This is a genomic window from Pirellulales bacterium, assembly GCA_019636345.1.
Lineage (GTDB): Bacteria > Planctomycetota > Planctomycetia > Pirellulales > Lacipirellulaceae.
On record JAHBXQ010000003.1, the window covers coordinates 301386 to 323470 of the forward strand.

Sequence of the window (22085 nt, forward strand, 5' to 3'; positions counted from 1 at the left end):
CATGGCTCACGCGCTGGTCGCCCTCGGCTCGAATCTCGGCGATCGTCGGGGGACGCTCGACGAGGCGCTTGCGGCGTTGGCGGCGCTGCCGGGAACGCGGCTCCTGCGACGAAGTCGGTGGCACGAGACGGCGCCGGTCGGGGGGCCGCCGGGGCAGGGGGAGTTCCTCAACGGGGCGGCGCTCCTGGAGACCCCCCTTTCGCCGCACGACCTGCTGGCGGCGATGACGCAGATCGAGGCCGCGGCCGGCCGGACGCGCGAGACGCCTTGGGGGCCGCGGACTCTCGATCTCGATTTGCTGCTGTACGACGCCCTGGTCAGCGACGACCCGGCGCTGGCGCTGCCGCATCCGCATATGCACCAGCGGCGGTTCGTTTTGGATCCGGCCTGCGAGGTCGCCCCCGGGATGCTCCACCCGAGGAGCGGCTGGACCGTCGGCGCCTTGCGGCGACGGCTTGCGTAGCCGCCCCGCGGGGCGCCATTCCCTCGATCCGGCAAAGGGGCTATCCTCGCCGGGGTGCGCCGCGCTGCGCTTCACGCGTCTTGCGATCCCCGCCCGTCACGCTTGCATGCTTATCGTCGCCGATCCCGCCGAGACCCGCGCCGCCGTCGTCGCCGAGATTGCCGCGGGAAAGACCGTCGGCTTCGTGCCGACGATGGGGGCCCTGCACGCGGGCCACCTCAGTCTGATCGACGCCGCGCGGGCCGAGTGCGATCTGGTCGCCGCGAGCGTGTTCGTGAATCCGACGCAGTTCGCGCCCAGCGAGGACTTCGCCGCCTATCCGCGCCCGGTGGAGCAAGACCTGCAGCTCTTGCAGCAGCGCGGGTGCTGGCTGGCGTTCACTCCGACGGCCGAGGCGATGTATCCGCCGGGAAGCACGACCTCGATCGACGTCGGTCCGGTGGCGCGGCCATGGGAGGGGGCCGAACGGCCGTCCCACTTCGCGGGGGTCGCCACCGTGGTGATGAAGCTGCTGCAGATCGTGCCGGCGACCCGCGCGTACTTCGGCCAGAAGGACTACCAGCAGACGTTGGTCGTGCGGCGGATGGTCGAGGACCTGAACGTGCCGGTCGAGTTGCGAGTTTGCCCGATCGTCCGCGAGCCCGATGGCTTGGCCCTCAGTTCGCGCAACGCCTATCTCAGCGTGGCCGAGCGGACGAAGGCTGCTGCCTTGTCGCAGTCGTTGGAGTCGGCTCGGCAAGCCTGCGCGGCGGGCGAGACCGACGCCGAGCGGCTTCGCGCGCTGATCCGGGATCGTTTGAAGGAGTCGGCCCTGGAGCCCGATTACGTGGCGATCGTCGCCGACGGCACGGTCGAGCCGATCGAAAGAATCGTCGGTCCGGCGGTCGTCGCGATCGCGGTGCGAGTAGGCAGGACGCGACTCATCGACAACTGCCGCATCGGCTGACGCGGCGGCGTTCGGCAACTGCGGATGAGACGGAAGAGAATCGCCGCCGGCGCCAGCGACCAGATCGTGCCGAGCAGATGAAGTCACAAAAAATGGTTGAGTCCCGCATCGTGACAGCACCCAGCACGGGCTGTCAGCGACCGGTCAAATCATGCGAATCGTCGTCGGCCGCGCGATCATCGGCCTCCTGATCCTGTTGCTCTGTCGTCCCATCGTTCCCTTGTCTCCCGCTTGCCGCTGATGTGCTCCGAGTTGTTCCGCATTCCGCTGTCCGTCAACGGCATGCCGCTGTTCGGCGTCGGCGTGTTTTTGTTGTTGTGGCTCGCTGCGACGGGGTGGTCGGCGTGGGGGGCGGTGCGGCAGTTCGGCGCCGGCGCGGGTCTCAAGGCCCACTTGCCGACGATGGCGCTGGGGGCCGCAGTGCTTGTCGGTCTGCCGCGGCTGTTTCCCGACGGGGTCCCGCTGCGCGGCTACGGCCTGCTGGTGGTGACGGGGATGGCCGCGGGGGTGTGGCTCGCCGTGCGTCGCGCCCGGCAGTGCGGACTTGACCCCGAGGAGATCTACGCCCTGGCGATGGTCATGTTCGTGGCGGGGATCGTCGGCGCGAGGCTGTTCTTTCTCATCGAGTACTGGAACGAGTCGATTCATCAACGCACCGCGACCGGCGCGACCGATTGGGGCGGCACGCTCAAAGCGGCCCTCAGCTTCACCGAGGGGGGGCTCGTGGTGTACGGCGCCCTGATCGGGGCGATGCTGGCGTTCGCGTGGCAGATGCGGCGCCGCAAGCTCCCCCTGCTGGCCATGGCCGATCTGATCGCCCCGGGGATGGCGATCGGGCTGGCGCTGGGGCGGATCGGTTGCTTGCTCAACGGCTGCTGTTACGGGGGCGAGTCGACCCTTCCCTGGGCGGTCACGTTTCCGCGCGAAAATGCGCCCCAACGGCTAAGTCCCCCGTACGCCGACCAGGCGCATCGCGGGCGGCTGTTCGGGTTGCGGCTTGAGGCGACAGCCAAGTCGCCCGCCGGCGAGGACGCGACCGGGGCGCCGCGGGTTGCGCAGGTCGACGCCGACTCGCCGGCGGCGCATGCCGGGGTCAAGATCGGCGACGAGTTGGCGATGGTCAACGACGAGCGCGTCGAGTCGCTCGCCGATGCGTGGGACGAGTTCTATCTGGCGATCATGGAGCGTCGGCCCGTCGAGCTGCGCACCCGCGCGGGAGAGGTCCGGACGATCGCCGCGCTCGATCCCCCGCCGGCCCGCAGTCGGCCGATGCATCCCGTTCAGGTCTACAGCGCGATCAACGCGGCGCTCTTGGCTTGGGCGCTCTGGACCCACTTCCCGGTACGGCGCCGCGATGGCGAGACGATCGCGCTGACGATCACGCTCTACCCGATCGCTCGGTTCTGCGAGGAGGTCATTCGCATTGACGAGTCGGCCGTGTTCGGCACGGGGCTCAGCATCTCGCAGAACATCAGCCTGGGGATGCTGGTGCTGGCGGCCCTGCTGTGGCGCTGGCTCGATCGGCAGCCGGCGGGGCAGTGGGGCTTGAGAGTGCGGGAGGAGCAGGTCTGACCGGCGGAGGGGACCACGGGACATCCGGACGTTTGGACCCTAGGATATCGGGGGGGAGGCGAACCTCTGCCGGTGCTGCGGTCCCAGGCCCCGCGGTCCGCTTGTCTGCCAGAAGCGGGCAAAATCAGAAAAAAAACCGCAAGACCCGTCCCGCAGCGGCAACTTTCTTCCCGTGCCGCATGAATCGCGAAGCTTCCCAGGCTGACGCCAGCACGACTCCGGACGACTGCCGGACGCAGGTCGCCACTGCGCTGATCGAGCACGGCCGCTGGATCCGCACGGTGTTGGCGGCCCGGGGAGTCGAGCGGCAGGAGTTGGACGACCTGAGTGGCCGCGTCGCTGCTGCGGCGTTGGCCGGGGCCGATCGGCTGCAGGAGCCCGGCAAAGCAGGGCCGTGGCTCTATCGGATCGCGGTAGGGCAGGCCCTCGAGCACCGTCGCCGGACGGGGCGCCGGCGCAAACTGCACGAACGATACGCGGCCAGCGGGCTGGCGGGAGAGGCGGCGCCCGATCCTGATCCGCTCGAGTGGCTGCTCGCCGCGGAACAGCGGCAATTGGTTCGCCGCGCGGTGGCAACCCTCGGCGGCCAGGACGCCGAGATGCTGCTGCTCAAGTACACCGAAGATTGGAGCTATCGCGAGATTGCCGACCGCCTGGGACTGTCGGTCGCGGCGGTCGAGTCGCGGCTCCACCGAGCCCGCGGCCGGTTGCGCACGGCGTTGGCCCGCGTCGCCCCGGCGCTGGTTGCGCGCGAATGAGAGAGCCCCCCGCGCCGACGCCGGCGCAACCCCCAACGTCACGACCCCCCAACCCCTGCCGATTCCCGATGTCCTCCGCTTGCAACACCCCTGACGACGCCGTGTGGGATCGTCTCGTCGACGGCGAACTGCCGGACGACGAGCGGCGCGCCCTGATCGCCTCGCTCGACGATCGGCCCGACGGGTGGCGACGGTGTGCGATTGCGTTTCTGGAATCGCAAGCGCTGCGCGAAGGCCTCCGGGCGTACGTCGCCGTGCCGGCGACGGCGTTGGCCCCGGCGACGATTCCCCCGCCGGCGATCGACAAGCAACCCGCGGAACCCGCGGCGCCGAGCGAGTCCGTGCCGCGGCACGCGCTCAACTGGCTTGCCGTCGCGGCGACGGTGGCCGTGGCATTCGGGTTGGGCCGATTCGCCGGGCGGCCGGCGACCGAGGCGCCGAGCGAGCGGCTGGTCGCGATCCAGGAACCGGCTCCGAAGGTTGCGCCCGGCGTTGCGACGCCGCTCAATCCGCGCGACGCGGTGACGCTGGTGGTTCGCGACGCGTCGGGAACTCCGCAGCGGCTGCAAATTCCGCTGGTCGACGCCCCGGGCGCCCAGTGGCGTCCCGCCGGGGCGATGCGCGAGCAGCTTCACGATCACGGGCTCGACATGCAGGTGCGGCGGCGTTACGCCCCCCTGTTTTTTGAGAGCGGCGACCAGCTCGCTCCGATGGTCGTCCCGATCGACGACGCCGTCGTGACGCCGGTCCGTCGGGAGATCTACTGAGGCGAGATGCGAGGCGTAGATGTTCGATTGACGATGCGATTCAGCGAAGAGGCGGCGGCAATCTCGCGGACAATCGAACGTCGCGAGCCGACGGCGCTGTTCGCGACTCGTTCCCAGTTAAGTTTTCAAGAGCAGGAGGACTTCGATGTTACGTTCCTGGTTTGCCCGCGGCGTGGATCAGATGTTGATTGTCGCGATGGTGTGCGGGTCGGGACTGTTGTTTCAGATGCAGCAGTCCGCGCTGGCTGACGAGGGCGAGTCGGTCGAGGGGCGGATCGTCGAGATCGCCCCGACCGATGCGGCGGCCCCCGCGAAACCCGCTCCTCCTGCGCCCCCGGCCGCGCCGACGGCTCCCGCACCGCCGCCGACCTATTGGATCGGCGTCGGCGGCGTTCCGATCACCGACGAAGCGCTCCGCACCCATCTGCAACTGGCGGCCGACACCGGCGCCGTGGTCGAGCAGATCATGCCCGGCAGTCCTGCCGAGAAGGCGGGACTGCGGAAGCACGACGTCATCATCGCGGTGAACGGTCAGGCGGCCCACGGCATGCAGGAACTGATCGAAGCGGTCCGCACTGGCGCAGGCAAGCCGGTCGAGCTCAAGATCCTGCGGCTCGCTCAGGAGGCGACGATCACCGTGGCGCCCGAACAGCGCCCGGCCGACGCGATGATTCCGGTCCAACCGGCGGTCCCCGGAATGCCGCGCATCGATGCGCCGTTCGACGCCGACCAACTCAACGCGTTGCTGCAGCAGATGCTCCAGAATCAGCAGATTCCCGGACTGCGTCGCCTGGGGCCCGGGATGGTCATGCCGCGGCAGGCGCTGGCGCTGCCCAACGGCGTGTCGGTCTCGATCCAGCGCCAAAACGATCAGCCGGCGCAGATTACGGTGAAGCGCGGCGACGACTCCTGGACTGTTTCCGAAGGGGACGCCGAGGCGATGGATCAATTGCCCCCCGACGTTCGCGGACTCGTCGAGCGGATGCTAGGTCAAAATGGCCAAGCGGGGTGGGGGGACGTGCTCAATTTCAATTTTGACGCGGGCGACATTTTCCCCGATGCCATGCGAGGCTTCGCCGACGAGGCCGCGGCTGAGCGCGCCAAGAACTTCGAACGACTCCAGCAGCAGGCCGTCAAGGCCGCCGAGGAGGCGCGCTTGCGAGCCGAACAGGCTCGCCAGCGGGCGCGTCGGCAATTGGACGACGGACGCGAGGAGATGCTCCAGCGACTCGAGGAAATGGAGCGCAGGCTCCACGACATGCAGGAGCGGCTTGGCGCCCCGGCCGAAGGGGAAGCGCCCCCGGCCCCGCAGGCCGACGACAAGACGACCTGACCGAATTTGGCTGCGAAGGGACGCAACAGGCACGAGCAAGCGGCGCCGCGTCACTCCCCCAGTTCGTACGGGCTGAGGCCGACGTCGACGATGCTGCACGCGACGATCGGGTTGAGTCCCGCGGCGCGGGCTTGCTCGATCAGGGCGTCGCTTTCGCTGCCCGGGTTGAGCCACAACTCGTCGCAACCCTTGGCGACGATCTGCGGCAACAGCGCCTGGCCCACGGCCGGCGGGACGTACATGCTCACCCGGTCGAGCCGCTCGACCGGGACGTCGGCGAGTTGGGCGTACGCCGGCAGTCCCTCGATCTCCGACTCCTTGGGGTTCACGGGAAACACCGTGTACCCCTGGGCGAGGTGTGCGCGGACGCTCTTGTTGCCGTATTTGTTGCGGTCGGCGCTGGCGCCGACGATAGCGACGGTGGGCATGGGGGGAGGGCGATTCGTGATGGGCGATTGGCGGTTGGCGACGGGGCGGGGCGGCGATTGATTACTCGTCGCGGCGAGCGCTGGCCAGGGCGCGGGCTTGTTCGTTGACGAACCAACTGCGCCAAGCGACTTCGTCGTAATCGAATTCATGCTGGCCGGCGAGCGTCGTCAGGGCCTTGAGGACCTGGGCGTTTTGCAACGGCTGGCGAATGATCTTCGGTCCCTCGCCCCCCGCGGAGAAGCTTGCGTTGCCGTTGACCGACCCGGCGTTGATGCCGGAGCTTCCCTGCTGGACGATGAACTTGTGCTCGGTCACCAGGGCGTCGATCAGCGGGCTGACCGCCTCGGGGTCGCCGATTGCGGCCAAGGCCTTGCCGGCCCGATTGACGACCTTGTTGTCGGCGTTCTTCAGCGCCCGTACGAAGGGAAGCAGGGGAACTTGTCGGCCGTCGCGGGTGAGCAGGTCGAGCGCCAGCTCGCGATGTTCGGCACGGGCGTCGTACAGCGTCGCATTGACCAGCGTGCGGAGCGCGTCGGGATGATCGAAGCGGCTGAGCGTCTTGACGAGCAGGCTCCACGCCCAGTCGTCGGTCTCCTTGTCGAGCAGCCGCACCAGGGCCGGCACGGCGGCCGGGTCGTCGAGCGCATCGAACAGGGCCCGCGCTTCGGCCGATTGCTGCGGCCGACGGCTGTCGAGCCAGCCGCGCCACAGGCGCAGCTTCTGGAACCAGTCGGCGTCGAGGGCGCCGGCCGCGGCGTCGCGCTGCCGCAGGGCGACGTCCTGGGGCGTACGATACTTCCCCTCGTGCAAGATCATGCCGCGCTTGGCCATGATCTCCGCGCGCGTCATCCAGCGTCCGCCGCTCTTCTGATAGCCGAGCCCGACGCGGGCCTCTTCGTCGTCGGGGGCCAGTTGCAGCAGCCGGTCGAAGTGCAGCTCGGCCTGCTCGGCGAGGCCTCGCTCCTTGCACCAGCGGGCCAACTCGCGCTGTCCGTCGGCCGTGTCGGCGATGGAGCGCGCCCGACGACGATACTCGGCCAAGTTGTCGTCGACCTGCACGATCCGCGCGATGTCGCCTTTGGCGAGCGACACCTGGGCCCCGTCCTCGGTGCGGACGACGTAGACCCCCTCGGCGGTCCGTTCGACCAGCGAGCCGCGAACTTCGCCTCCGGCGCTCAACTCGAACACGTCGGCCGTTGCGAGACCCGCGCCAAGCGCGCAAACCGACGTCGCCAGCGCCGCAACGACGCGAACTCGATCAGGCGCAAGCGAGCGGAGGGGCATGGCGAAGGGGGGCGCCAAAGGCGTGACGAAGAGTCAGTCGGCGGCAGCGGCGGGGATCGTTCCATTATACCAGCTTGGCGAGCCTCCCGGGGCCAGAGGACGCGAAATGCCGACTCGCCTGGGGGATTTCGTTGGTAGAATCGATGCGAGCCGTCGTGATTCGCTCGCTCCTGATCCCTCTCTGTCGAACTCCATGTCCGGATCGCCTTCTCCTGCCGACGAGCATCGCCGCGCCGCTGCAGGGAGCGTCGCCTGTGCGGTCGTCACGGTCAGCGATACGCGCACCCTGGCCGACGATCGCAGCGGCGGCGAGATTGTCGTCCAGTTGGAAGCCGCGGGACATCGCGTCGTGGCGCGCGAGATCGTGCCCGACGATCCCGAGCAAGTCGCCGAGGCGGTCAGCCGACTGGCGGCCGACTGGCGCGTGCAGGCCGTGCTGCTCACGGGGGGGACCGGCGTCGCCCCCCGCGATCAGACTCCCGAGGCGCTCGAGGCGCTCTTCACGAAACGGCTGCCTGGTTTCGGCGAGTTGTTTCGGATGCTCAGCTTCGCCCAGATCGGGGCCGCGGCGATGCTCAGCCGCGCGACCGCCGGCATGATCGAGCGAACGGTCGTCTTCCTGATGCCGGGTTCGACGCCGGCGGTGCGGCTGGCCCTCGAAACGCTCGTGCTCCCTGAGCTAGCACACGTCGTGAAGCTGGCGGATAAGCCCGGCTGACGATTCGGTTCGGCGCCGGCGCTGGCGCCGACTGCATCCGACCGCGCAGGGCCGCGATTCGCCCTGGCCTGCTTTCTTCGCTTGCGATACTCTCCCCGCCCCATGTCGCGATCTGCGCGGCGCCCTGCGCAGATGTTGCGCTACGCGGGTTCGCGGACGCCCTCGGTTCGACGGATCGAATTCACGCCAAGCGGGCAAGGAGTGCGCGCGTGCAACGGCTACTTTCGATGGCGACCCTCGCCGTGCTCGGCGGGATGGCGTTCTTGTTTCTGCGCGAGGGAGACTTTGCCCCCGGCGCGGGGCAGGGGCCGATCCCGGCGCCGACCGCGCAGCAATCGGCGCCCGGCGGCGCTCCGTTCGGCACGATCCCGGCGTCGACCAATCCGTTTGGAACGAACCCGTTCGGGACGCCTTCCGGGGCTCAGTCCGGGGGCTTCGCCGGGCAATCGATTCCGGCGACGATCCCCGTCACGACCCCTCCGCCGGCGATCAACGCCCCCGGCGCTCAGCCGGCCAGCGTGTTCCGCCCCGTGTCGTCGACGCCGGTCGTCCCCCCGACCACGGGGCCGACGATTCGCATTGCGTCGTTCAACATCCAGGTGTTCGGCAAGACCAAGGCGTCCAAGCCGTACGTCATGTACACCTTGGCCGAGATCGTGCGGCAGTTCGACGTGGTGGCCATCCAGGAGATCCGCACGCAGGACGACTACCACATTCCCAACTTCGTGAAGTTGATCAACGAAGGAGGGGGAACGCCGCGGCGATACGATCACCTCGTCGGTCCCCGGTTGGGCAATACGACTTCGACCGAGCAATACGCGTTTCTGTACGACGCCGAGAGGATCCTGCTCGATCCCAACGGGCACTACACGGTGCGGGATCCCGACAACCTGCTCCACCGCGAGCCGCTGGTTGCCCGGTTCGCGACCCGGATGAACCCCAACGAGGCGTTCACGTTCACGCTGATCAACGTCCACACCGACCCCGACGTCGTGCCGCAGGAGATGGAGGCGTTGGCCGAAGTGTATCGGGTGGTTCGCCGCGCCGGCGGGGACGAGGACGACGTGATCATGCTGGGGGACTTCAACACCGACGACAAACGGTTGGGCCGGCTGGGCCAGTTTCCCGGGATCCAGCCGCTGATCTCGGGGGTGTTCACCAACATGCGCCAGACCAAGCTGTACGACAACATCATCGTGCATCAGCCCTCGACCAGCGAATACACCGGCCGCAGCGGCGTGTTCGACGTGATGCGGTACTTCAACCTGACGCTGGAACAGGCCGAGCAGGTGTCGGACCACTTGCCCGTGTGGGCCGAGTTCACCGCGTACGAACGCGACTACACCGGGCGCGTCGCGTACCGCGGGACCGTGGCGCGGTAGCGATCGCCGGGTCGATTGGCCTCGCGATTTGAACAGCCCGAACGACTCGAGAGCGGACACTGCGCTCGAACGGCTGGACAGCCTTGCCGGCTGAACTGCGAAGCCCGCCCTGCTCGCCAAGGGGAGATGGCGTCAGCGGCATCTTTTGCGGATTTTCTTGTCGAAATTGGGCCACGCAGTTTTGTATACTACGTGAACTGTCGTCCGGTATTGCGCGGAGCCCCCTGCAGGGCGGTATCCGCAAGAGCCCGCCGCCGAATCATTCGGCGGCGGGCTTTTTTTGTGCGCTGGCTCCGAGGGCGTCGATGCGTTGTTTCGTTTCCCTGGCCGAAGCGGCTCCGTGTGTCCGCGACGGCGATCTGCTGCTGTTTCGCGGTCGCGGGGCGATCGCGCGGATCATCTGCGTCGCGGGGCGCAGCGAATACGCCCACGCGGCCCGCGCCGTCTGGTGGGGACGAGATTTGTTCTGCTGCGAGGTCCGCGAGCTTAAAGGGGGGCGGGCGGTGACGCTCGCCAGCCAGGTGCGCCGCTTCCCCGGGGCGATCGACGTGTTCGAGACGAATCCCGACGACCGTTGGCGACGCTACGATCGCCGCGGCGCGGTCGAGTACATGCGGCGGCTGGCCGGTTGCGACTACGGCTACCGAGGCGTCTGGCAGGCGGCGCTGCGGCATGTGCCGCTGTGGCGATTTCTGCTCACGCCCGAAAGCGATGACAACAGGACCGCAGACCAGCCGCCGTATTGTTCTCACGCCTGCGCGGCGGCCGACCGCGTCGGCGGCGGGGTCGATCCCGTGCCGCAGTTGTCGGACCGCTTGACCGAACCGGGCGACTTGGCCCGCAGCCCGTTTTACCGCTACCGCTTTACGCTCGCAGGAGAGTGACATGCATTCAGCGCCGATCTCGCCAGTGTTCTTCGCGAGCGACCCGCAGCGTCGCCGCGGATGCGTCTTGGTTGCTTGCGCCGCCCTGCTCTTGGTCGCCGCAGCGGCGGACGCCGGCGCCCACGAAGCCTGTTGCCGCGTCACGAATCGGCAGGCGACGCTCACCAGCGCCGGCAGCGGGACGCTCGTCGACGTCGCTCCCGACGGCGTCGCGGGGCTCGTGCTCACCTGCGCCCACTTGTTCGCCGACGGGGCGTGCGAGATGACGGTCGAGTTCGCCGACGGGGCGCGGCATCGCGCGAACCTGATTGCGATCGACCGCGCGGCCGACCTGGCGGCGCTCGAGATCGCTGCGCCGCGTTCGGCGCCGGCGCGGGTGGCGATCGTCGACCAGGGCGAACTCGCGAGCCGGCCGCAGGCGTACCGGGCTTGCGGATTCGGCGGCGATGGCCGCCTGAATTGCGTCACGGGGCGATTCGTCGGTCCCGCGGGGAGCGCGGAGCGAGTGAGTTTTCGGTTCTCCGGGGCCGTGCGGTCGGGCGACTCGGGAGGAGGCGTGTTCGACGACGAGGGCCGATTGGTGGCCGTCGTCTGGGGCGCCGCGGAGGGGACGACCTATGCCAGCGGCGGGGCGCCGTTGCGACGGTTCCTCGATCGCCTGCTGGGAGAACGAACGGAGCGAACGTTCGCCCGTCGCCCGGCGCCGACGGCGCCGTCCGTGTGTCCCGACGGGCGGTGTCCGTTGACGGCGCCTGGTGCAGAACGCGGATCGCCGGCGGGGCAGGGCCCCGCGATTGGCGACGATTCTGGCGCGCGGCAGTGCGTGTGCGCACAGCAGTGGTCGGCGATGGGCGAGCGGCTGCGCTCCCTCGAGGACGACCTGCGACAGGCGGCCCGGCTTGAGCAGTTGCGCGACTACGCCCGCGTCGACGACGTGACGCGACTGGCGGAGGAACATCGCGCCGAGCGCGCGTCGCTGGCCGCGCGGATCCCCGGCCTGCTCGCCGGCGGCCACGCGGGCCGAGCCGCGGGGGCGCTTGCCGTCGGAGCCTTGGGGATCTCGGGGCCAGTCGGCTGGGCCGTCGTCGCCGGGGGAGCCGCGACGGGGCTCTTGATCGGGCGGCTCATGCGCACGCGGAGCCGACGCCGAGCCCGGGCCCGTCGCGACGAGCCGGAGCCGCCGCCGCAAAGGGGCGTTCCCGCCGAACGACCGGAGGCGACCGCCGCCGCGGCGCGTCCGTTTCCCCGGGACGAATCAGCCGCCGACCGCGCCGCCGCGCGGGGCGAGCACGCCGAGTCGCTCAGCCCCGTCGAGCGCGACGACCGTGAGGCTCGCCAACTTTTACGACTTTCGCAGTTGGAGGGACGTGACCCGTTACAAGACGCGGTTGCAGGACGCCTTGCGCTCGACCGGCTCGACGCGATTGCCGACGGCGACGATTCGCCGCGCCGCACATGGGCGGACCAACTGAGACGCGAGCTGCGCGAGCGATTCAACGACATTGCCCCGACAAACTTCCAACCGTTTGTCACCGCGTAACGGGCGCGGCCGCCGACGCGCGGCCGTCGACCGGAACGCGTCAAGTTCGTCTTCCTCGTTCCGACTTCCCCTTCCCCCTTCACAAGGATCCCTCCCATGCCTGCCGGCGACCCTGGAAAGGAACAGTTCCGACGGATCGTGACCGAGTTTCGCAATCTGCACATCCTCGCGGCGCTCGGGCCGTTGTTCGACTTCCGCAGCGAGGTCGTCGCGAACGACGAGTTCGGCGTCCGCGGCGGATTGGACGACACGACCAAGGACCACTACGTCGAGCACCTGCTGGCGTGCGACCGGATGCGGCGGCGCGTCACCTACAACCCCGAGCGGACGCCGCTCGGCGAGCTCATCGAGCAGGCGACCAGCGCCAAGCAAGTCCTCACCGGTTCGCTGGCGCCGTTCGGCGGCGACGACATCCAGGAGGCGCCCGGCGGGTTGGTGGCGCTCCCCTGGGCCGTGGACGGCAGCGATCCGAACATTCCGCTCGCCAGCCAGCTCAACTTCCGGAGCCAGAACGCGCTCGTGCTGCTGGGGGCCGTCGATCGGGCGATCGTCAACTGGACGCGGCTCGAAAGCCGGTTCCGCACGTCGTTCATCTACGTCAAGGATTCGATGCGGATGTACGGCAGTTACGTCCAGGTGCTCGAGTATTTGAAGGCGTTCGCCGGCGACGCGAATCGGGTCGACATGGCCGCCGGGGTGCGACCGACCGAGGAGCCGCTGGGTCCGACCGACTCGCCGAACCTGCGGACCGAGTCGGCCGGAGCGGCGACCGCTTCGGTACGGTAGCTTTGGCGCCTTCGCTCCGGCCCTCTCCCTGCGCGGAGGGGGCCGGGAGGAGGCGAATGCGGCGGCTTCGCACTCCTTGGAACGGTGAAACGTGACGCCCCCTGAGCTTCCCCTGCTTGCCGCCGAGTTGGCTCACCAGGCGCAATTTCTGCGTCAGGAGCTCGGCTACCAGAGCGATCGCCCCGGGCGCCTGCAGCAGCTCATGATCGAGAACCAACAGGTGATCCGCGAGATCGACCGCACGCTGCGGGGCAGCGGCGACGAGTTGGGGCTGGTCGGATGGATCAACGTCATCCGCCGGACGTGGCTCGCCCTGGTTGCGCTCTTGGCCGCGGCGTGCGGGTACGTTCTTAACGACGTGGTCGATGCGCTCGAGCTGCCGGCGCGCGCGCCGCGGCAAGAGGCGGCGAGCCGGCCCGGGCTCGAACGAGGGGGCGGCTTCCTTGACGATCAGCAGGACTTCAAACGACAACCGCTCACCGGCAGAACCCATGCAAATCCGTGACCGAATCAAAGAACTGCGCCGCGTGCGGGCCGGCGATTTGCGCCCCCATCCGCTCAATTGGCGCACGCACCCTGCGGCGCAGCAGGACGCGCTGCGCGGCGTGCTGGCCGAGATCGGCTACGCCGACGCGCTGTTGGTGCGCGAGCTGGAGGACGGCTCGCTGCAGTTGGTCGACGGCCACCTGCGGGCCGAGACGACTCCCGACGCGACCGTGCCGGTGTTGGTGCTCGACGTGTCGGCCGACGAGGCGCGGCAGATTCTGCTGACGCACGACCCGCTCGCCGCGTTGGCCGGGATCGACGAGGCGCGTCTGACCGAGCTGCTCGCCGCGACCGAGTTCGCCAGCGATCAGGTGACCGCGATGCTGGCCGACCTGGCCCGCACAGCCGCGGGGGCTGGCGATCTGCTCGACCAGCCGCCGCATGAGCGCCCCGAGGCGCTGATTCCCGAGTCGTACCAGGTCGTCGTCCATTGCGACGACGAGGACCAGCAGCGCGAGCTGTACCGTCGGATGCGCGAGGAGGGCTACCAATGCCGAGTGTTGACGTTGTCGTAAGCTGCCCGGTGCACGATTCGTTTCGCGTGCAGCAGGTGGCGGGCATGTTCGACGTGCCGCTTGCCGAGAAGGCGACCGAGCGGTTCGCGGTCGAGTTGCCGGGGCTCGACGAGCCGTGGGAGACGGGGCTGATCGTCGGCCCCTCGGGGAGCGGCAAAAGCACCGTCGCCCGGCACGCTTATCGGACCGAACTGTTCGAGAGCGCTGCGTGGCCCGCCGACAAGGCGGTCGTCGATTGCTTCGGCGACTTGCCGGTGCGGCAGGTCGTCGAGCTGTTCACCGCCGTGGGGTTCAGCAGCCCGCCGTCGTGGGTCAAGCCGTACGCAGTGCTCAGCGGGGGCGAGCGATTTCGGTGCGACCTGGCGCGGGCGCTGGGCGCGGGCGTTCAGTGCGGCGCCGGAGCCGGCGGCGCCGATCAGCCGTCGGCGCGGCCGCTGGTCGTGTTCGACGAGTACACGAGCGTCGTCGATCGCAACGTGGCGCGGGCCTGCTCGGCGGCGATCGCCACGGGAATTCGCAAGGGGCGGCTGCCGGTGCGATTCGTCGCGGTCACGTGCCACTACGACGTGGCCGAGTGGCTCCAGGCCGATTGGATCCTCGATATGGCCACGGGACGGCTCGAACGGAGGCGGCTTCGGCGACCGCCGATCCGGATTGAAATCCATCGCTGCGGATTGGCTCCGTGGAAACTGTTTGCGCGTCATCACTATCTGAGCGGTTCGCTGGCGGTCGGGGCGCGGTGCTACCTGGCCACGTGGAACGGCGAGCCGGTGACGTTCCTGGCGACGTTGCCGATGATTGCCAAGCGAAATCATCGGCGATTCACGCGGATTGTCACGCTGCCGGATTATCAGGGGATGGGAATCGGCATGCGCACCGTCGCCGCGGTCGCCGAGCTGCACAAGGTCGAGGGGTTGCGGATCAGCCTGACCAGCAGCCACCCCGCGGTGATCCGCCACTGCCGTGACTCGCCGTTGTGGAAGACGGTGAACGTGCGGACGACCGGCTCGAGTCCCCGCCGAACGAATCGCTTCGCCAACTACCGCAACAGCGCGGGGCGGGCGGTGGCGTCGTTTGAGTATCGGTGACCGGCAGCTTGTTGCCGCAGCTGCCGGGCGACGGGGGGCCGAGTCGTCGACGACCAGAGTCCCTCCGTACGATCGTCACGCGACGCCTTCCCCCCAGACCCCCAGTCACCAGTCACTCTCTCTCCCCCTCTCATGCTCACCGACCAGCAGCAACGCGAGCTCGTCCTTCTGGCGTCGATCGGGTGCGATCGGCAAACCGGCTGCAACTATGTCGGCTGCACGCCGGGAGACTTGCTTGCTGCGTTGCGGCAGCAGGCTTCGTTTGCCGCGCAATTGCTGCGAGCCGAGGCGACTCCCGAGGCGACGCACATGCGGTGCGTGCACGACGCCGCCAAGGACGTCAAGAACTGGCGCGCGAGCGTCTGGTGGCTCGAGCGCCGGGCGCCCGAACGGTTCGCCCGGCGGGCGTCGGCCGGGTTGAGCGCGGCCGAGTTGCAGGGGGTCGTCGACCAACTGTGCGAGACGATCGGCCAGGAAATCGCCGACGTCGCGCTGCGAGAGCGCGTGGGTCGCCGGTTGCGTCAGATCGCGGCCGATCTGACGTGCGCGTACGAACTCCCCGGAGACGCCGGAGCCGGCTTGTCGGGGATCGCTGCCGGAGAGGTCGAGCGCGAGGACGACTTCGATCCGCTGGCCGGCGTGGAGGACTGGCAACCATGAATCAGCCTGACAAGCGCAAGCGGTCGATCGCAGCGGCGACGTGCCACCCGCTGACGCCGTCGGCCCGGGCCGTGGCCCGCGTCGCTGCGACGTTGGCCAGCGGGCTCGCCGGGCGCGACGAGGCTGCGCCGGCGCCCGACAGCCTGATCGCCTGGGGTCGCGCGATGTTGCCCCACTACTTTCGCCAGCCGCCGTCGAAGATGCACCGCTGGCTCGCCGGGCGCCTTGAACGGGCGGTCCGCGACCGCGGGATCAAGCTGAACGTCCTCGGCCCGCGCGGCGCCGCCAAGAGCACGATCGGCACGCTGTGCTACCCGCTGCGGTGCGCGGTCGAGGGGACCGAACCGTACATCTGGATCGTCTCCGACACGCTCGCCCAGGCGCAGACCCACCTGGAAAATCTCAAGGCCGAGCTGGAAGGGAACTCCCTGCTGGCCGAGCAATACCCCGGGGCGGTCGGGCGGGGACCGCGATGGCGGGCCGCGGCGATCGAGTTGCCCAACGGCGCGGTCGTCGAGTCGTACGGCACGGGGCAAAGCCTGCGCGGCCGGCGTCGGCGCGAGCATCGACCCACGCTGATCGTTTGCGACGACCTGCAGAACGACGGCCACATCGCCTCGGCGAGCCAGCGCGAGGCGAGCCGGCAGTGGTTCCACGGCGCGCTGCTCAAAGCGGGCAACCGCGAGACCAACGTCGTCAACCTGGCGACCGCGCTCCATCGCGACGCGCTGGCGATGCAGTTGCATCGCACGCCGGGGTGGACTTCGGCGTTGTTCCGCGCGATCGAGTCGTGGCCCGCGGCGACCGACTTGTGGGACGAGTGGGAACGGCTGTACGTCGACCTGAACGACCAGCGGGCGGCCGCGACGGCCCGGGAGTTCTATGAGCGCAATCGAGCTGCCATGGAAGCCGACGCCGAGTTGTTGTGGCCCGAGGTCGAGGACCTGTACTTCCTCATGCGGCTGCGGGCCGAGGAGGGGCGTACGGCGTTCGCGCGAGAGAAGCAGAACTCGCCGATCGACCCCGCGCGGTGCGAATGGCCGGAGTCGTACTTCGAGGATTCGATTTGGTTTCGCAAGTGGCCGAAGGAGGTGCGGTTGCGGACCATGGCGCTCGACCCCAGCAAGGGGCGCGACGCCCGGCACGGCGATTATTCGGCCTACGTCATGCTGGCCGTCGATCGACGGGGGACGTTGTTCGTCGAGGCCGATCTCGCCCGTCGGCCGACGCCGCAGATGGTGGCCGACGGCGTGACGCTGTGCCGGCGGTTTCAGCCCGACTTGTTCGGCGTGGAATCGAATCAATACCAGGAGTTGCTTGCGGGGGAGTTCGTCGCGGAGTTTCGCCGGCAGAGGCGGCGCGTGCTGCAGCCGATCCCGATCGAGAACCATGCGAACAAAACGACCCGCATCCGACGACTCGGGCCGTACCTGTCGCAACAGCGCGTGCGGTTCCTGGCGTCGAGCCCGTCGACGCGGCTGTTGGTCGATCAACTGCGCGACTTTCCGTTGGGAACCCACGACGACGGCCCCGACGCCCTGGAGATGGCGCTGCAACTGGCCGAGGAGCGGTATCGCCAGGGGCGCGACGACGACGGCTTAGGAGATCGGCTCATTGCGTGACGACGCGCCGATCGTTCTGCATAGTCGTCGTCGGCAGTTCCATTCATTTCGCCGCAACTCACTCTCCTCCGCACAGGAGCCCATGCCATGAACGATTCTTACGCCGATCCCTGGGAGCAGCGCGTCAGCGAGGCGTGCGACGGGATTTGGAACGCGCTGGTCGATCCGCGCGAGGCGTACCTCGACGACGACGGCTTGTGGTGGAACCCCGTGGCCGTCGCCGGCGATTCGCGGGTCGCGGCCGGGGCGGCGCCGCTCGACGAGGCGCAACTGGCCGACGCCCGGGCGCAGTGCCGACGGCTCGTCGCGACGAACGAGTTCGCGATCAACGGGATCGAGAATCGCATCAGTTACTTGGTCGGCCCGGGGCATCGCTACCAAGCGAACGTGCGGTCCGGCGTCGACGCCCCGCCCGGGTTGGCGGCGCAGGTGCAGGAGGTGCTTGACGAGTTCCAGCTTGCCAACCGTTGGCCAGTGCGACAGCAGGAGATCGTGCGCCGCCTGGATCGGGACGGCGAGGCGTTCCTGCGGTTCTTCGTCGACGACCGCGGATCGACCCGCGTGCGGTTCATCGAGCCGGAGCAGGTGGCGACGCCCCCCGAGTTGTCGCGCACTCCCGAGGCGAGCTTCGGCGTCCACTGCGAGTCGCACGACGTCGAGACCGTGCTGGGCTACTACGTCGACGGCCAGCCGGTTCCCGCCGTCGAAGTGCAGCATCGCAAGGCGAACGTCGACGCGAACGTCAAGCGCGGGCTGCCGCTGTATTTCCCGGTGCGGAAGAACCTGCGGCGGGTCGAGAAGCTGCTGCGGAACATGAGTGCGCTGGCCGAGATCCAGTCGGCGATCGCGCTGATCCGCAAGCATCGCGGGACGATGCACAGCGCGGTCGAGCAGTTTGCCGACGCCGACGCGAGGACGAGGGTCGCGGGGGGGCGAACCCGGCGGGTCGTGCAATACGGCCCCGGGACGATCCTCGACGCTCCCGCGGGGCTGGAGTACGATTTTCCCGCCAACGGCGTGCAGGCCGACGGTTTCCTCGGCGTGCTGCAGGCCGAGTTGCGGGCGATCGCCGCGCGGCTGGTCATGCCCGAGTTCATGTTCACCTCGGACGCCTCGAACGCGAACTATTCGTCGACGCTCGTGGCCGAGGGACCGGCGGTGAAGATGTTCGAGCGGTTGCAGGCGACGCTCAAGGGGGACGACGCCGAGGTCATGACGCGGGTCGTCGACAACGCGGTCCGCGCCGGTCGCTTGCCCCTCCAGACGCGACGATTCGTCGAGATCCAGATCGGCTTGCCGTCGCTGCACGTCCGCGATCAGTTGCGCGAATGTCAGGTCGAGAAGATGGCGTACGACAAGGGGATTCTTTCGCCGCAAACGTGGAGCCAACGGATGGGGCTCGACTACGAGCAGGAGCAGAAGAACCTCGCGATGCATCGCGAGACGTCGTGACGCGCATGGCTCCGCAAAGCGCGCCGCGCGAGCAATCGAAAATGGCCCAATAATCGCCGGCGCATTTGCATCGGCAAAATCGTAAAATGCCGGACATGATCACGCACGCTTCGCATGCCGCTCGTCCTGCCGCGACCGACCAGCCCGGCGACCGCCGCGCCCGGGTCGAGCAGGAGTTCGCCCAGTTGTTGCAGGCCGCGTGCACGCGCGGCTACCACGGCACGGCCAGCGTGACCGTGACCCTGCAAGACGGCCACGTGCAAACTTGGCGGCTGGCCACCGAGCGGCTGAGGAGGTGACGCTTTAGTCTCTCGACAATCGATCCGGTATCGTTCGAGCTCGCCGCGTGACGGCGGGTATCGTTCACGAGCCCTGTGCGAGACGACTTGCTCGGCAAGTCGTCTCACGCAGGGCTTTTTTCGTGCCCCTTTGAGTCCGTCGCTCGCACTTTCGCCCACGACATAGGAGCAACCATTCCATGGCAGACATGTTGCAGGAGTTCGTCGATTCGCGCGGCCTTGCGCTGCGGGTCGATCGCGACGCCGGCGTATTGCGCGGCGTCAAACTGATCGGGCTGGAGTCGCGCAACGGTCGGCGGTACAGGCCGCAGGCGCTCGAGCGGGCCGCGGCGCTGTACGAGGGCGCCAAGGTCAACGTGAATCACCCGAAGGACGGACCGCTGGCGCCGCGGGATTATCGCGACCGGCTGGGGGTGATTCGCGAGGTCGAGTTCCGCCCCGACGAAGGGTTGTTCGGCACGCTGCAGTTCAACCCCAAGCACGCCTTGGCCGAGCAACTGGCGTGGGACGCGGTGCACAATCCGCGGAACGTCGGCTTTTCGCACAACGTGCTGGCCCGCGTGGTTCGCGACGGGGACGCCGCCATCGTTGACGAGATCACGCGGGTGCAAAGCGTCGACTTGGTGGCCGACCCCGCGGCGACCGAGGGGCTGTTCGAGCAGGCGGGCGAAGACGTCGCGGTCGGCGCGAGCGAGGTCGACCTGCCGCCGACGTGGGACGCGCTCACCTTGGCCGTCTTGGCGACGCATCGGCCTGATTTGTTGGACGAGATTCGCCGACAGTGCTCGTCGGCGGTCGAGGAGCAGCTCGTTGCAGCTCGCGTCGAGGCCCGCAGCGAGCGCCGGCGGCGCGTCGTCGCGATGGAACTGGCGCGGCGCGGGGCGGCGGTCCCGCACGACGATCGGGAACTGGCGCAGCAGGTCGGCGAGTCGCTGTTGGCGACGCTGCTGGGGCTCGAGGACGAAGCCCGATTCACGGCGCTCGTCGAGGAGCAGGCCGGCCGCCTCGCGGCGAAGCGGCGGGGCGACGGACCGGCCCCGCGGAGCGTCGAGCAGCGGCTGGCTCTGCGGCGGTCCCTCGACAAGGTCGCGACGGTCGCCGATTTCGTGCGTGCGATTCGCGGGCGCTGATTGACCGGCGTCCGATTGTCTCGAGCGCCCGCGAATGCCGCGGAAGGGCGACAGCGAGGCCGGGGCTCGGGTCGCACCTTTCGTGCGCGGACGTTCGCGACGTTCGCGGTTCCCCAAGCGAATGCCAACTCAATCTCGATTCCGTTCTCCCCCTCTCAATTCTAGGAGCAACCGAAGATGGCCAACATCATGCGATGGCGTTACGGCGATACGAACCCGGTGGTGATGCGCGTTCCCGAGGACCTGACGGTGGAAATCGGCGACTTGGTCTACGAGTCGGACGGCGAAGCGCTGCCGGCGACGGCGCTGGCCGACGCGGGGACCAAGGCGGCCAACCAGGAGGCGTTTCACGACGCGTTCGTCGGCGTGGCGATGCAGTGCTCGCCCGCGGGGAGCGTCGACGCGATTCGGATCGCCACGAGCGGCGTCTTCGAGTTCGACGCCGTCGAGGCGCCCTTCGCGGTCGGCGCGCTCGTGGGGATCGACGAAGACGGCTCCGGTTCGCAGCTCGAGTCGCAGCAGGTGATCGCCGTGGCGACGCCGAATCTCGCGATCGGCCGTTGCGCCAAGGCCGCCGTGGAAGCGTCGACGCGGGTGCTGGTCGACGTCGTCAGCACGACGCTCAAGGGAGGGCCGCAGGCGATGGCGTGAGCGCGAGCCGTTGCGCCGTTGGCGACCCGCCCCTTGACCCCTGACGCCCCAACCCCTCCCCCCCTTTCCCAAGGAACCCTGACGGTGAATCTCAATTATCGTGAATTGAAGCGGCGGTACGATCTCGACGGGCCCGACCAGACCGTGCGGCATTTGTCCGAGGCGCTGCAGAACCGGGACCTGGCGCCCGAGGATTTCAGCCTGCGGGACTTGGCCGAGGCGTTGATTGCCGACGGGCGCGAGTGGGTCGGCATGCTCGACCCGCGGCGCGGAGGCTCGACGACGCTGCTTGAAGCAAGCGACGGCGTCGATGCGTCGGCGTTTCTGACCGTCACCGGCCAGGTGATCTACGCCCGCGTGCAGGAGGCGTACGCGCAGGACGCGTTCGTCGCGTCGAAGCTGGTGCAGACGATCCCCACCCGACTCGACGGGGAGAAGATTCCCACGGTCGGGCACGTCGCCGCCGAGATCGACGAGGTGCATCCCGGCATGCCGTTCCCGAATCTTGGTTTCGGCGAGGATTACATCGAAACCCCGGCGACCGCGAAGCGCGGGTTCATCGTGCCGGTCACCAAGGAAGCGATCTTTTTCGATCGTACGCACCTGGTGCTGAGCCGGGCGGCCGAGGTGGGCGAGATCCTGGGGCTCAACAAGGAGAAGCGGCTGCTCGACCTGATCGTCGGCACGACGAACGCCTACCGCCAGAACGGCGAGGCGCTGGACACCTACAACTCCGGCGGAACGTGGACCAACGAACTGGCCGACAACGAGCTGGAGGATTGGACCGACGTCGACGCGGCGGAGCAGTTGTTCGCCGAGATGACCGACCCGACGACGGGCGAGCCGGTGCTGATCAGCGCGACCCACGTGCTGGTGATGCCGGCGTATCGGCACGCAGCGCACCGGGTGTTCAACGCAGCGGAGATCTCGTACGCGGCGTCGGGGAGCGGCACGACGACGACCGCGGCCAACCCGCTGGGCAAGTACCGGGTCGTCGAGAGCCGGCTGGCGTATCGGCGGATCGTGGCCACGGGGGTGCCGGCGGAAGACGCCAAGAAGTGGTGGTTCATCGGCGATTTCCGCAAGGCGTTCGCGTACATGGAGAACTGGCCGATTACCGTCACGCAGGCGCCGCTGGGGAGCGAGGCGGACTTCAACAACGACGTCGTGCTGCGGTTCAAGGCCAGCGAGCGAGGCGCCGCGGCGGTCCTCAACCCGCGGTACGTGGTGAAGTGCACCGGATGACACGGGCGACGGCGC

General features: G+C 68.8%; 23 protein-coding genes. 21 read left to right on the forward strand and 2 right to left on the reverse strand.

Going from position 1 to position 22085, the window contains the following annotated elements; translation table 11 throughout:
- Position 1 precedes the first annotated feature (1 nt).
- The 6 genes from folK (at position 2) to KF688_08975 (ending at position 5839) form a co-directional block, all read left to right on the forward strand.
- On the forward strand, positions 2-463 hold the full coding sequence (gene folK, locus KF688_08950; protein ID MBX3425794.1) for a 2-amino-4-hydroxy-6-hydroxymethyldihydropteridine diphosphokinase: 462 nt from the start codon (positions 2-4) through the stop codon (positions 461-463).
- A gap of 106 nt (positions 464-569) precedes the next feature.
- Entirely contained in the window at positions 570-1409 is an 840-nt protein-coding gene (gene panC, locus KF688_08955) for a pantoate--beta-alanine ligase (protein MBX3425795.1), read from the forward strand.
- 240 nt (positions 1410-1649) lie between these two features.
- A complete protein-coding gene (locus KF688_08960; protein ID MBX3425796.1) occupies positions 1650-2981 on the forward strand; it encodes a prolipoprotein diacylglyceryl transferase in 1332 nt (443 codons plus the stop codon).
- A gap of 179 nt (positions 2982-3160) precedes the next feature.
- Positions 3161-3739, forward strand: a complete 579-nt coding sequence (locus KF688_08965; GenBank protein ID MBX3425797.1) for a sigma-70 family RNA polymerase sigma factor — start codon at positions 3161-3163, stop codon at positions 3737-3739.
- Between the two features lie 68 nt (positions 3740-3807).
- On the forward strand, positions 3808-4506 hold the full coding sequence (locus tag KF688_08970) for a hypothetical protein (protein MBX3425798.1): 699 nt from the start codon (positions 3808-3810) through the stop codon (positions 4504-4506).
- 145 nt (positions 4507-4651) lie between these two features.
- Positions 4652-5839 (forward strand): PDZ domain-containing protein, encoded by a 1188-nt coding sequence (locus tag KF688_08975; protein MBX3425799.1) that lies wholly within the window; start codon positions 4652-4654, stop codon positions 5837-5839.
- A 50-nt stretch (positions 5840-5889) separates the two neighbouring features.
- Here KF688_08975 and KF688_08980 read toward each other — a convergent pair whose 3' ends face one another.
- Positions 5890-6267 carry a CoA-binding protein gene (locus KF688_08980; GenBank protein MBX3425800.1) on the reverse strand — a complete coding sequence of 126 codons (378 nt, stop codon included), beginning with the start codon at positions 6265-6267 and terminating at the stop codon, positions 5890-5892.
- 61 nt (positions 6268-6328) lie between these two features.
- A complete protein-coding gene (locus KF688_08985; GenBank protein MBX3425801.1) occupies positions 6329-7552 on the reverse strand; it encodes a HEAT repeat domain-containing protein in 1224 nt (407 codons plus the stop codon).
- A gap of 193 nt (positions 7553-7745) precedes the next feature.
- Between KF688_08985 and KF688_08990 the strand changes: the two genes are divergently transcribed.
- From KF688_08990 to KF688_09060, 15 genes are all read left to right on the forward strand, one after another.
- On the forward strand, positions 7746-8270 hold the full coding sequence (locus KF688_08990; GenBank protein ID MBX3425802.1) for a molybdenum cofactor biosynthesis protein MoaB: 525 nt from the start codon (positions 7746-7748) through the stop codon (positions 8268-8270).
- Positions 8271-8479: 209 nt separating this feature from the next.
- The gene (locus KF688_08995) at positions 8480-9652 is read left to right on the forward strand and encodes an endonuclease/exonuclease/phosphatase family protein (GenBank protein MBX3425803.1); all 1173 of its coding nucleotides are present in this window, start codon (positions 8480-8482) and stop codon (positions 9650-9652) included.
- 305 nt (positions 9653-9957) lie between these two features.
- Complete coding sequence (locus KF688_09000; GenBank protein ID MBX3425804.1) at positions 9958-10536, forward strand: hypothetical protein; 579 nt, start codon at positions 9958-9960, stop codon at positions 10534-10536.
- A 1-nt stretch (position 10537) separates the two neighbouring features.
- Positions 10538-12076: a trypsin-like peptidase domain-containing protein gene (locus tag KF688_09005; protein MBX3425805.1), complete on the forward strand. Its 1539-nt coding sequence runs from the start codon at positions 10538-10540 to the stop codon at positions 12074-12076.
- 96 nt (positions 12077-12172) lie between these two features.
- Positions 12173-12862, forward strand: a complete 690-nt coding sequence (locus KF688_09010) for a hypothetical protein (GenBank protein ID MBX3425806.1) — start codon at positions 12173-12175, stop codon at positions 12860-12862.
- A 91-nt stretch (positions 12863-12953) separates the two neighbouring features.
- Entirely contained in the window at positions 12954-13367 is a 414-nt protein-coding gene (locus KF688_09015; GenBank protein ID MBX3425807.1) for a hypothetical protein, read from the forward strand.
- Entirely contained in the window at positions 13354-13923 is a 570-nt protein-coding gene (locus KF688_09020; protein MBX3425808.1) for a hypothetical protein, read from the forward strand. Before KF688_09015 ends, KF688_09020 begins: the two co-directional genes overlap by 14 nt.
- Positions 13899-15011, forward strand: coding sequence for a hypothetical protein (locus tag KF688_09025; protein ID MBX3425809.1), 1113 nt, complete (start codon positions 13899-13901; stop codon positions 15009-15011). Before KF688_09020 ends, KF688_09025 begins: the two co-directional genes overlap by 25 nt.
- Positions 15012-15143: 132 nt before the next feature.
- The gene (locus KF688_09030) at positions 15144-15671 is read left to right on the forward strand and encodes a hypothetical protein (protein MBX3425810.1); all 528 of its coding nucleotides are present in this window, start codon (positions 15144-15146) and stop codon (positions 15669-15671) included.
- Complete coding sequence (locus KF688_09035) at positions 15668-17293, forward strand: hypothetical protein (GenBank protein MBX3425811.1); 1626 nt, start codon at positions 15668-15670, stop codon at positions 17291-17293. Before KF688_09030 ends, KF688_09035 begins: the two co-directional genes overlap by 4 nt.
- A gap of 87 nt (positions 17294-17380) precedes the next feature.
- Positions 17381-18745 (forward strand): phage portal protein, encoded by a 1365-nt coding sequence (locus tag KF688_09040; GenBank protein MBX3425812.1) that lies wholly within the window; start codon positions 17381-17383, stop codon positions 18743-18745.
- Between the two features lie 95 nt (positions 18746-18840).
- A complete protein-coding gene (locus KF688_09045; GenBank protein MBX3425813.1) occupies positions 18841-19044 on the forward strand; it encodes a hypothetical protein in 204 nt (67 codons plus the stop codon).
- A gap of 179 nt (positions 19045-19223) precedes the next feature.
- Positions 19224-20174: a hypothetical protein gene (locus KF688_09050; protein MBX3425814.1), complete on the forward strand. Its 951-nt coding sequence runs from the start codon at positions 19224-19226 to the stop codon at positions 20172-20174.
- Positions 20175-20351: 177 nt separating this feature from the next.
- A complete protein-coding gene (locus KF688_09055; protein MBX3425815.1) occupies positions 20352-20825 on the forward strand; it encodes a DUF2190 family protein in 474 nt (157 codons plus the stop codon).
- An 84-nt stretch (positions 20826-20909) separates the two neighbouring features.
- On the forward strand, positions 20910-22070 hold the full coding sequence (locus KF688_09060; GenBank protein MBX3425816.1) for a hypothetical protein: 1161 nt from the start codon (positions 20910-20912) through the stop codon (positions 22068-22070).
- Positions 22071-22085 lie beyond the last annotated feature (15 nt).

Coding starts and splice junctions, on each gene's coding strand:
- folK (MBX3425794.1), top strand. CDS start 2: ATGGCTCACGCGCTGGTCGCCCTCGGCTCGAATCTCGGCGATCGTCGG.
- panC (MBX3425795.1), top strand. CDS start 570: ATGCTTATCGTCGCCGATCCCGCCGAGACCCGCGCCGCCGTCGTCGCC.
- KF688_08960 (MBX3425796.1), top strand. CDS start 1,650: ATGTGCTCCGAGTTGTTCCGCATTCCGCTGTCCGTCAACGGCATGCCG.
- KF688_08965 (MBX3425797.1), top strand. CDS start 3,161: ATGAATCGCGAAGCTTCCCAGGCTGACGCCAGCACGACTCCGGACGAC.
- KF688_08970 (MBX3425798.1), top strand. CDS start 3,808: ATGTCCTCCGCTTGCAACACCCCTGACGACGCCGTGTGGGATCGTCTC.
- KF688_08975 (MBX3425799.1), top strand. CDS start 4,652: ATGTTACGTTCCTGGTTTGCCCGCGGCGTGGATCAGATGTTGATTGTC.
- KF688_08980 (MBX3425800.1), bottom strand. CDS start 6,267: ATGCCCACCGTCGCTATCGTCGGCGCCAGCGCCGACCGCAACAAATAC.
- KF688_08985 (MBX3425801.1), bottom strand. CDS start 7,552: ATGCCCCTCCGCTCGCTTGCGCCTGATCGAGTTCGCGTCGTTGCGGCG.
- KF688_08990 (MBX3425802.1), top strand. CDS start 7,746: ATGTCCGGATCGCCTTCTCCTGCCGACGAGCATCGCCGCGCCGCTGCA.
- KF688_09000 (MBX3425804.1), top strand. CDS start 9,958: ATGCGTTGTTTCGTTTCCCTGGCCGAAGCGGCTCCGTGTGTCCGCGAC.
- KF688_09005 (MBX3425805.1), top strand. CDS start 10,538: ATGCATTCAGCGCCGATCTCGCCAGTGTTCTTCGCGAGCGACCCGCAG.
- KF688_09010 (MBX3425806.1), top strand. CDS start 12,173: ATGCCTGCCGGCGACCCTGGAAAGGAACAGTTCCGACGGATCGTGACC.
- KF688_09020 (MBX3425808.1), top strand. CDS start 13,354: ATGCAAATCCGTGACCGAATCAAAGAACTGCGCCGCGTGCGGGCCGGC.
- KF688_09025 (MBX3425809.1), top strand. CDS start 13,899: ATGCCGAGTGTTGACGTTGTCGTAAGCTGCCCGGTGCACGATTCGTTT.
- KF688_09030 (MBX3425810.1), top strand. CDS start 15,144: ATGCTCACCGACCAGCAGCAACGCGAGCTCGTCCTTCTGGCGTCGATC.
- KF688_09035 (MBX3425811.1), top strand. CDS start 15,668: ATGAATCAGCCTGACAAGCGCAAGCGGTCGATCGCAGCGGCGACGTGC.
- KF688_09040 (MBX3425812.1), top strand. CDS start 17,381: ATGAACGATTCTTACGCCGATCCCTGGGAGCAGCGCGTCAGCGAGGCG.
- KF688_09045 (MBX3425813.1), top strand. CDS start 18,841: ATGATCACGCACGCTTCGCATGCCGCTCGTCCTGCCGCGACCGACCAG.
- KF688_09050 (MBX3425814.1), top strand. CDS start 19,224: ATGGCAGACATGTTGCAGGAGTTCGTCGATTCGCGCGGCCTTGCGCTG.
- KF688_09055 (MBX3425815.1), top strand. CDS start 20,352: ATGGCCAACATCATGCGATGGCGTTACGGCGATACGAACCCGGTGGTG.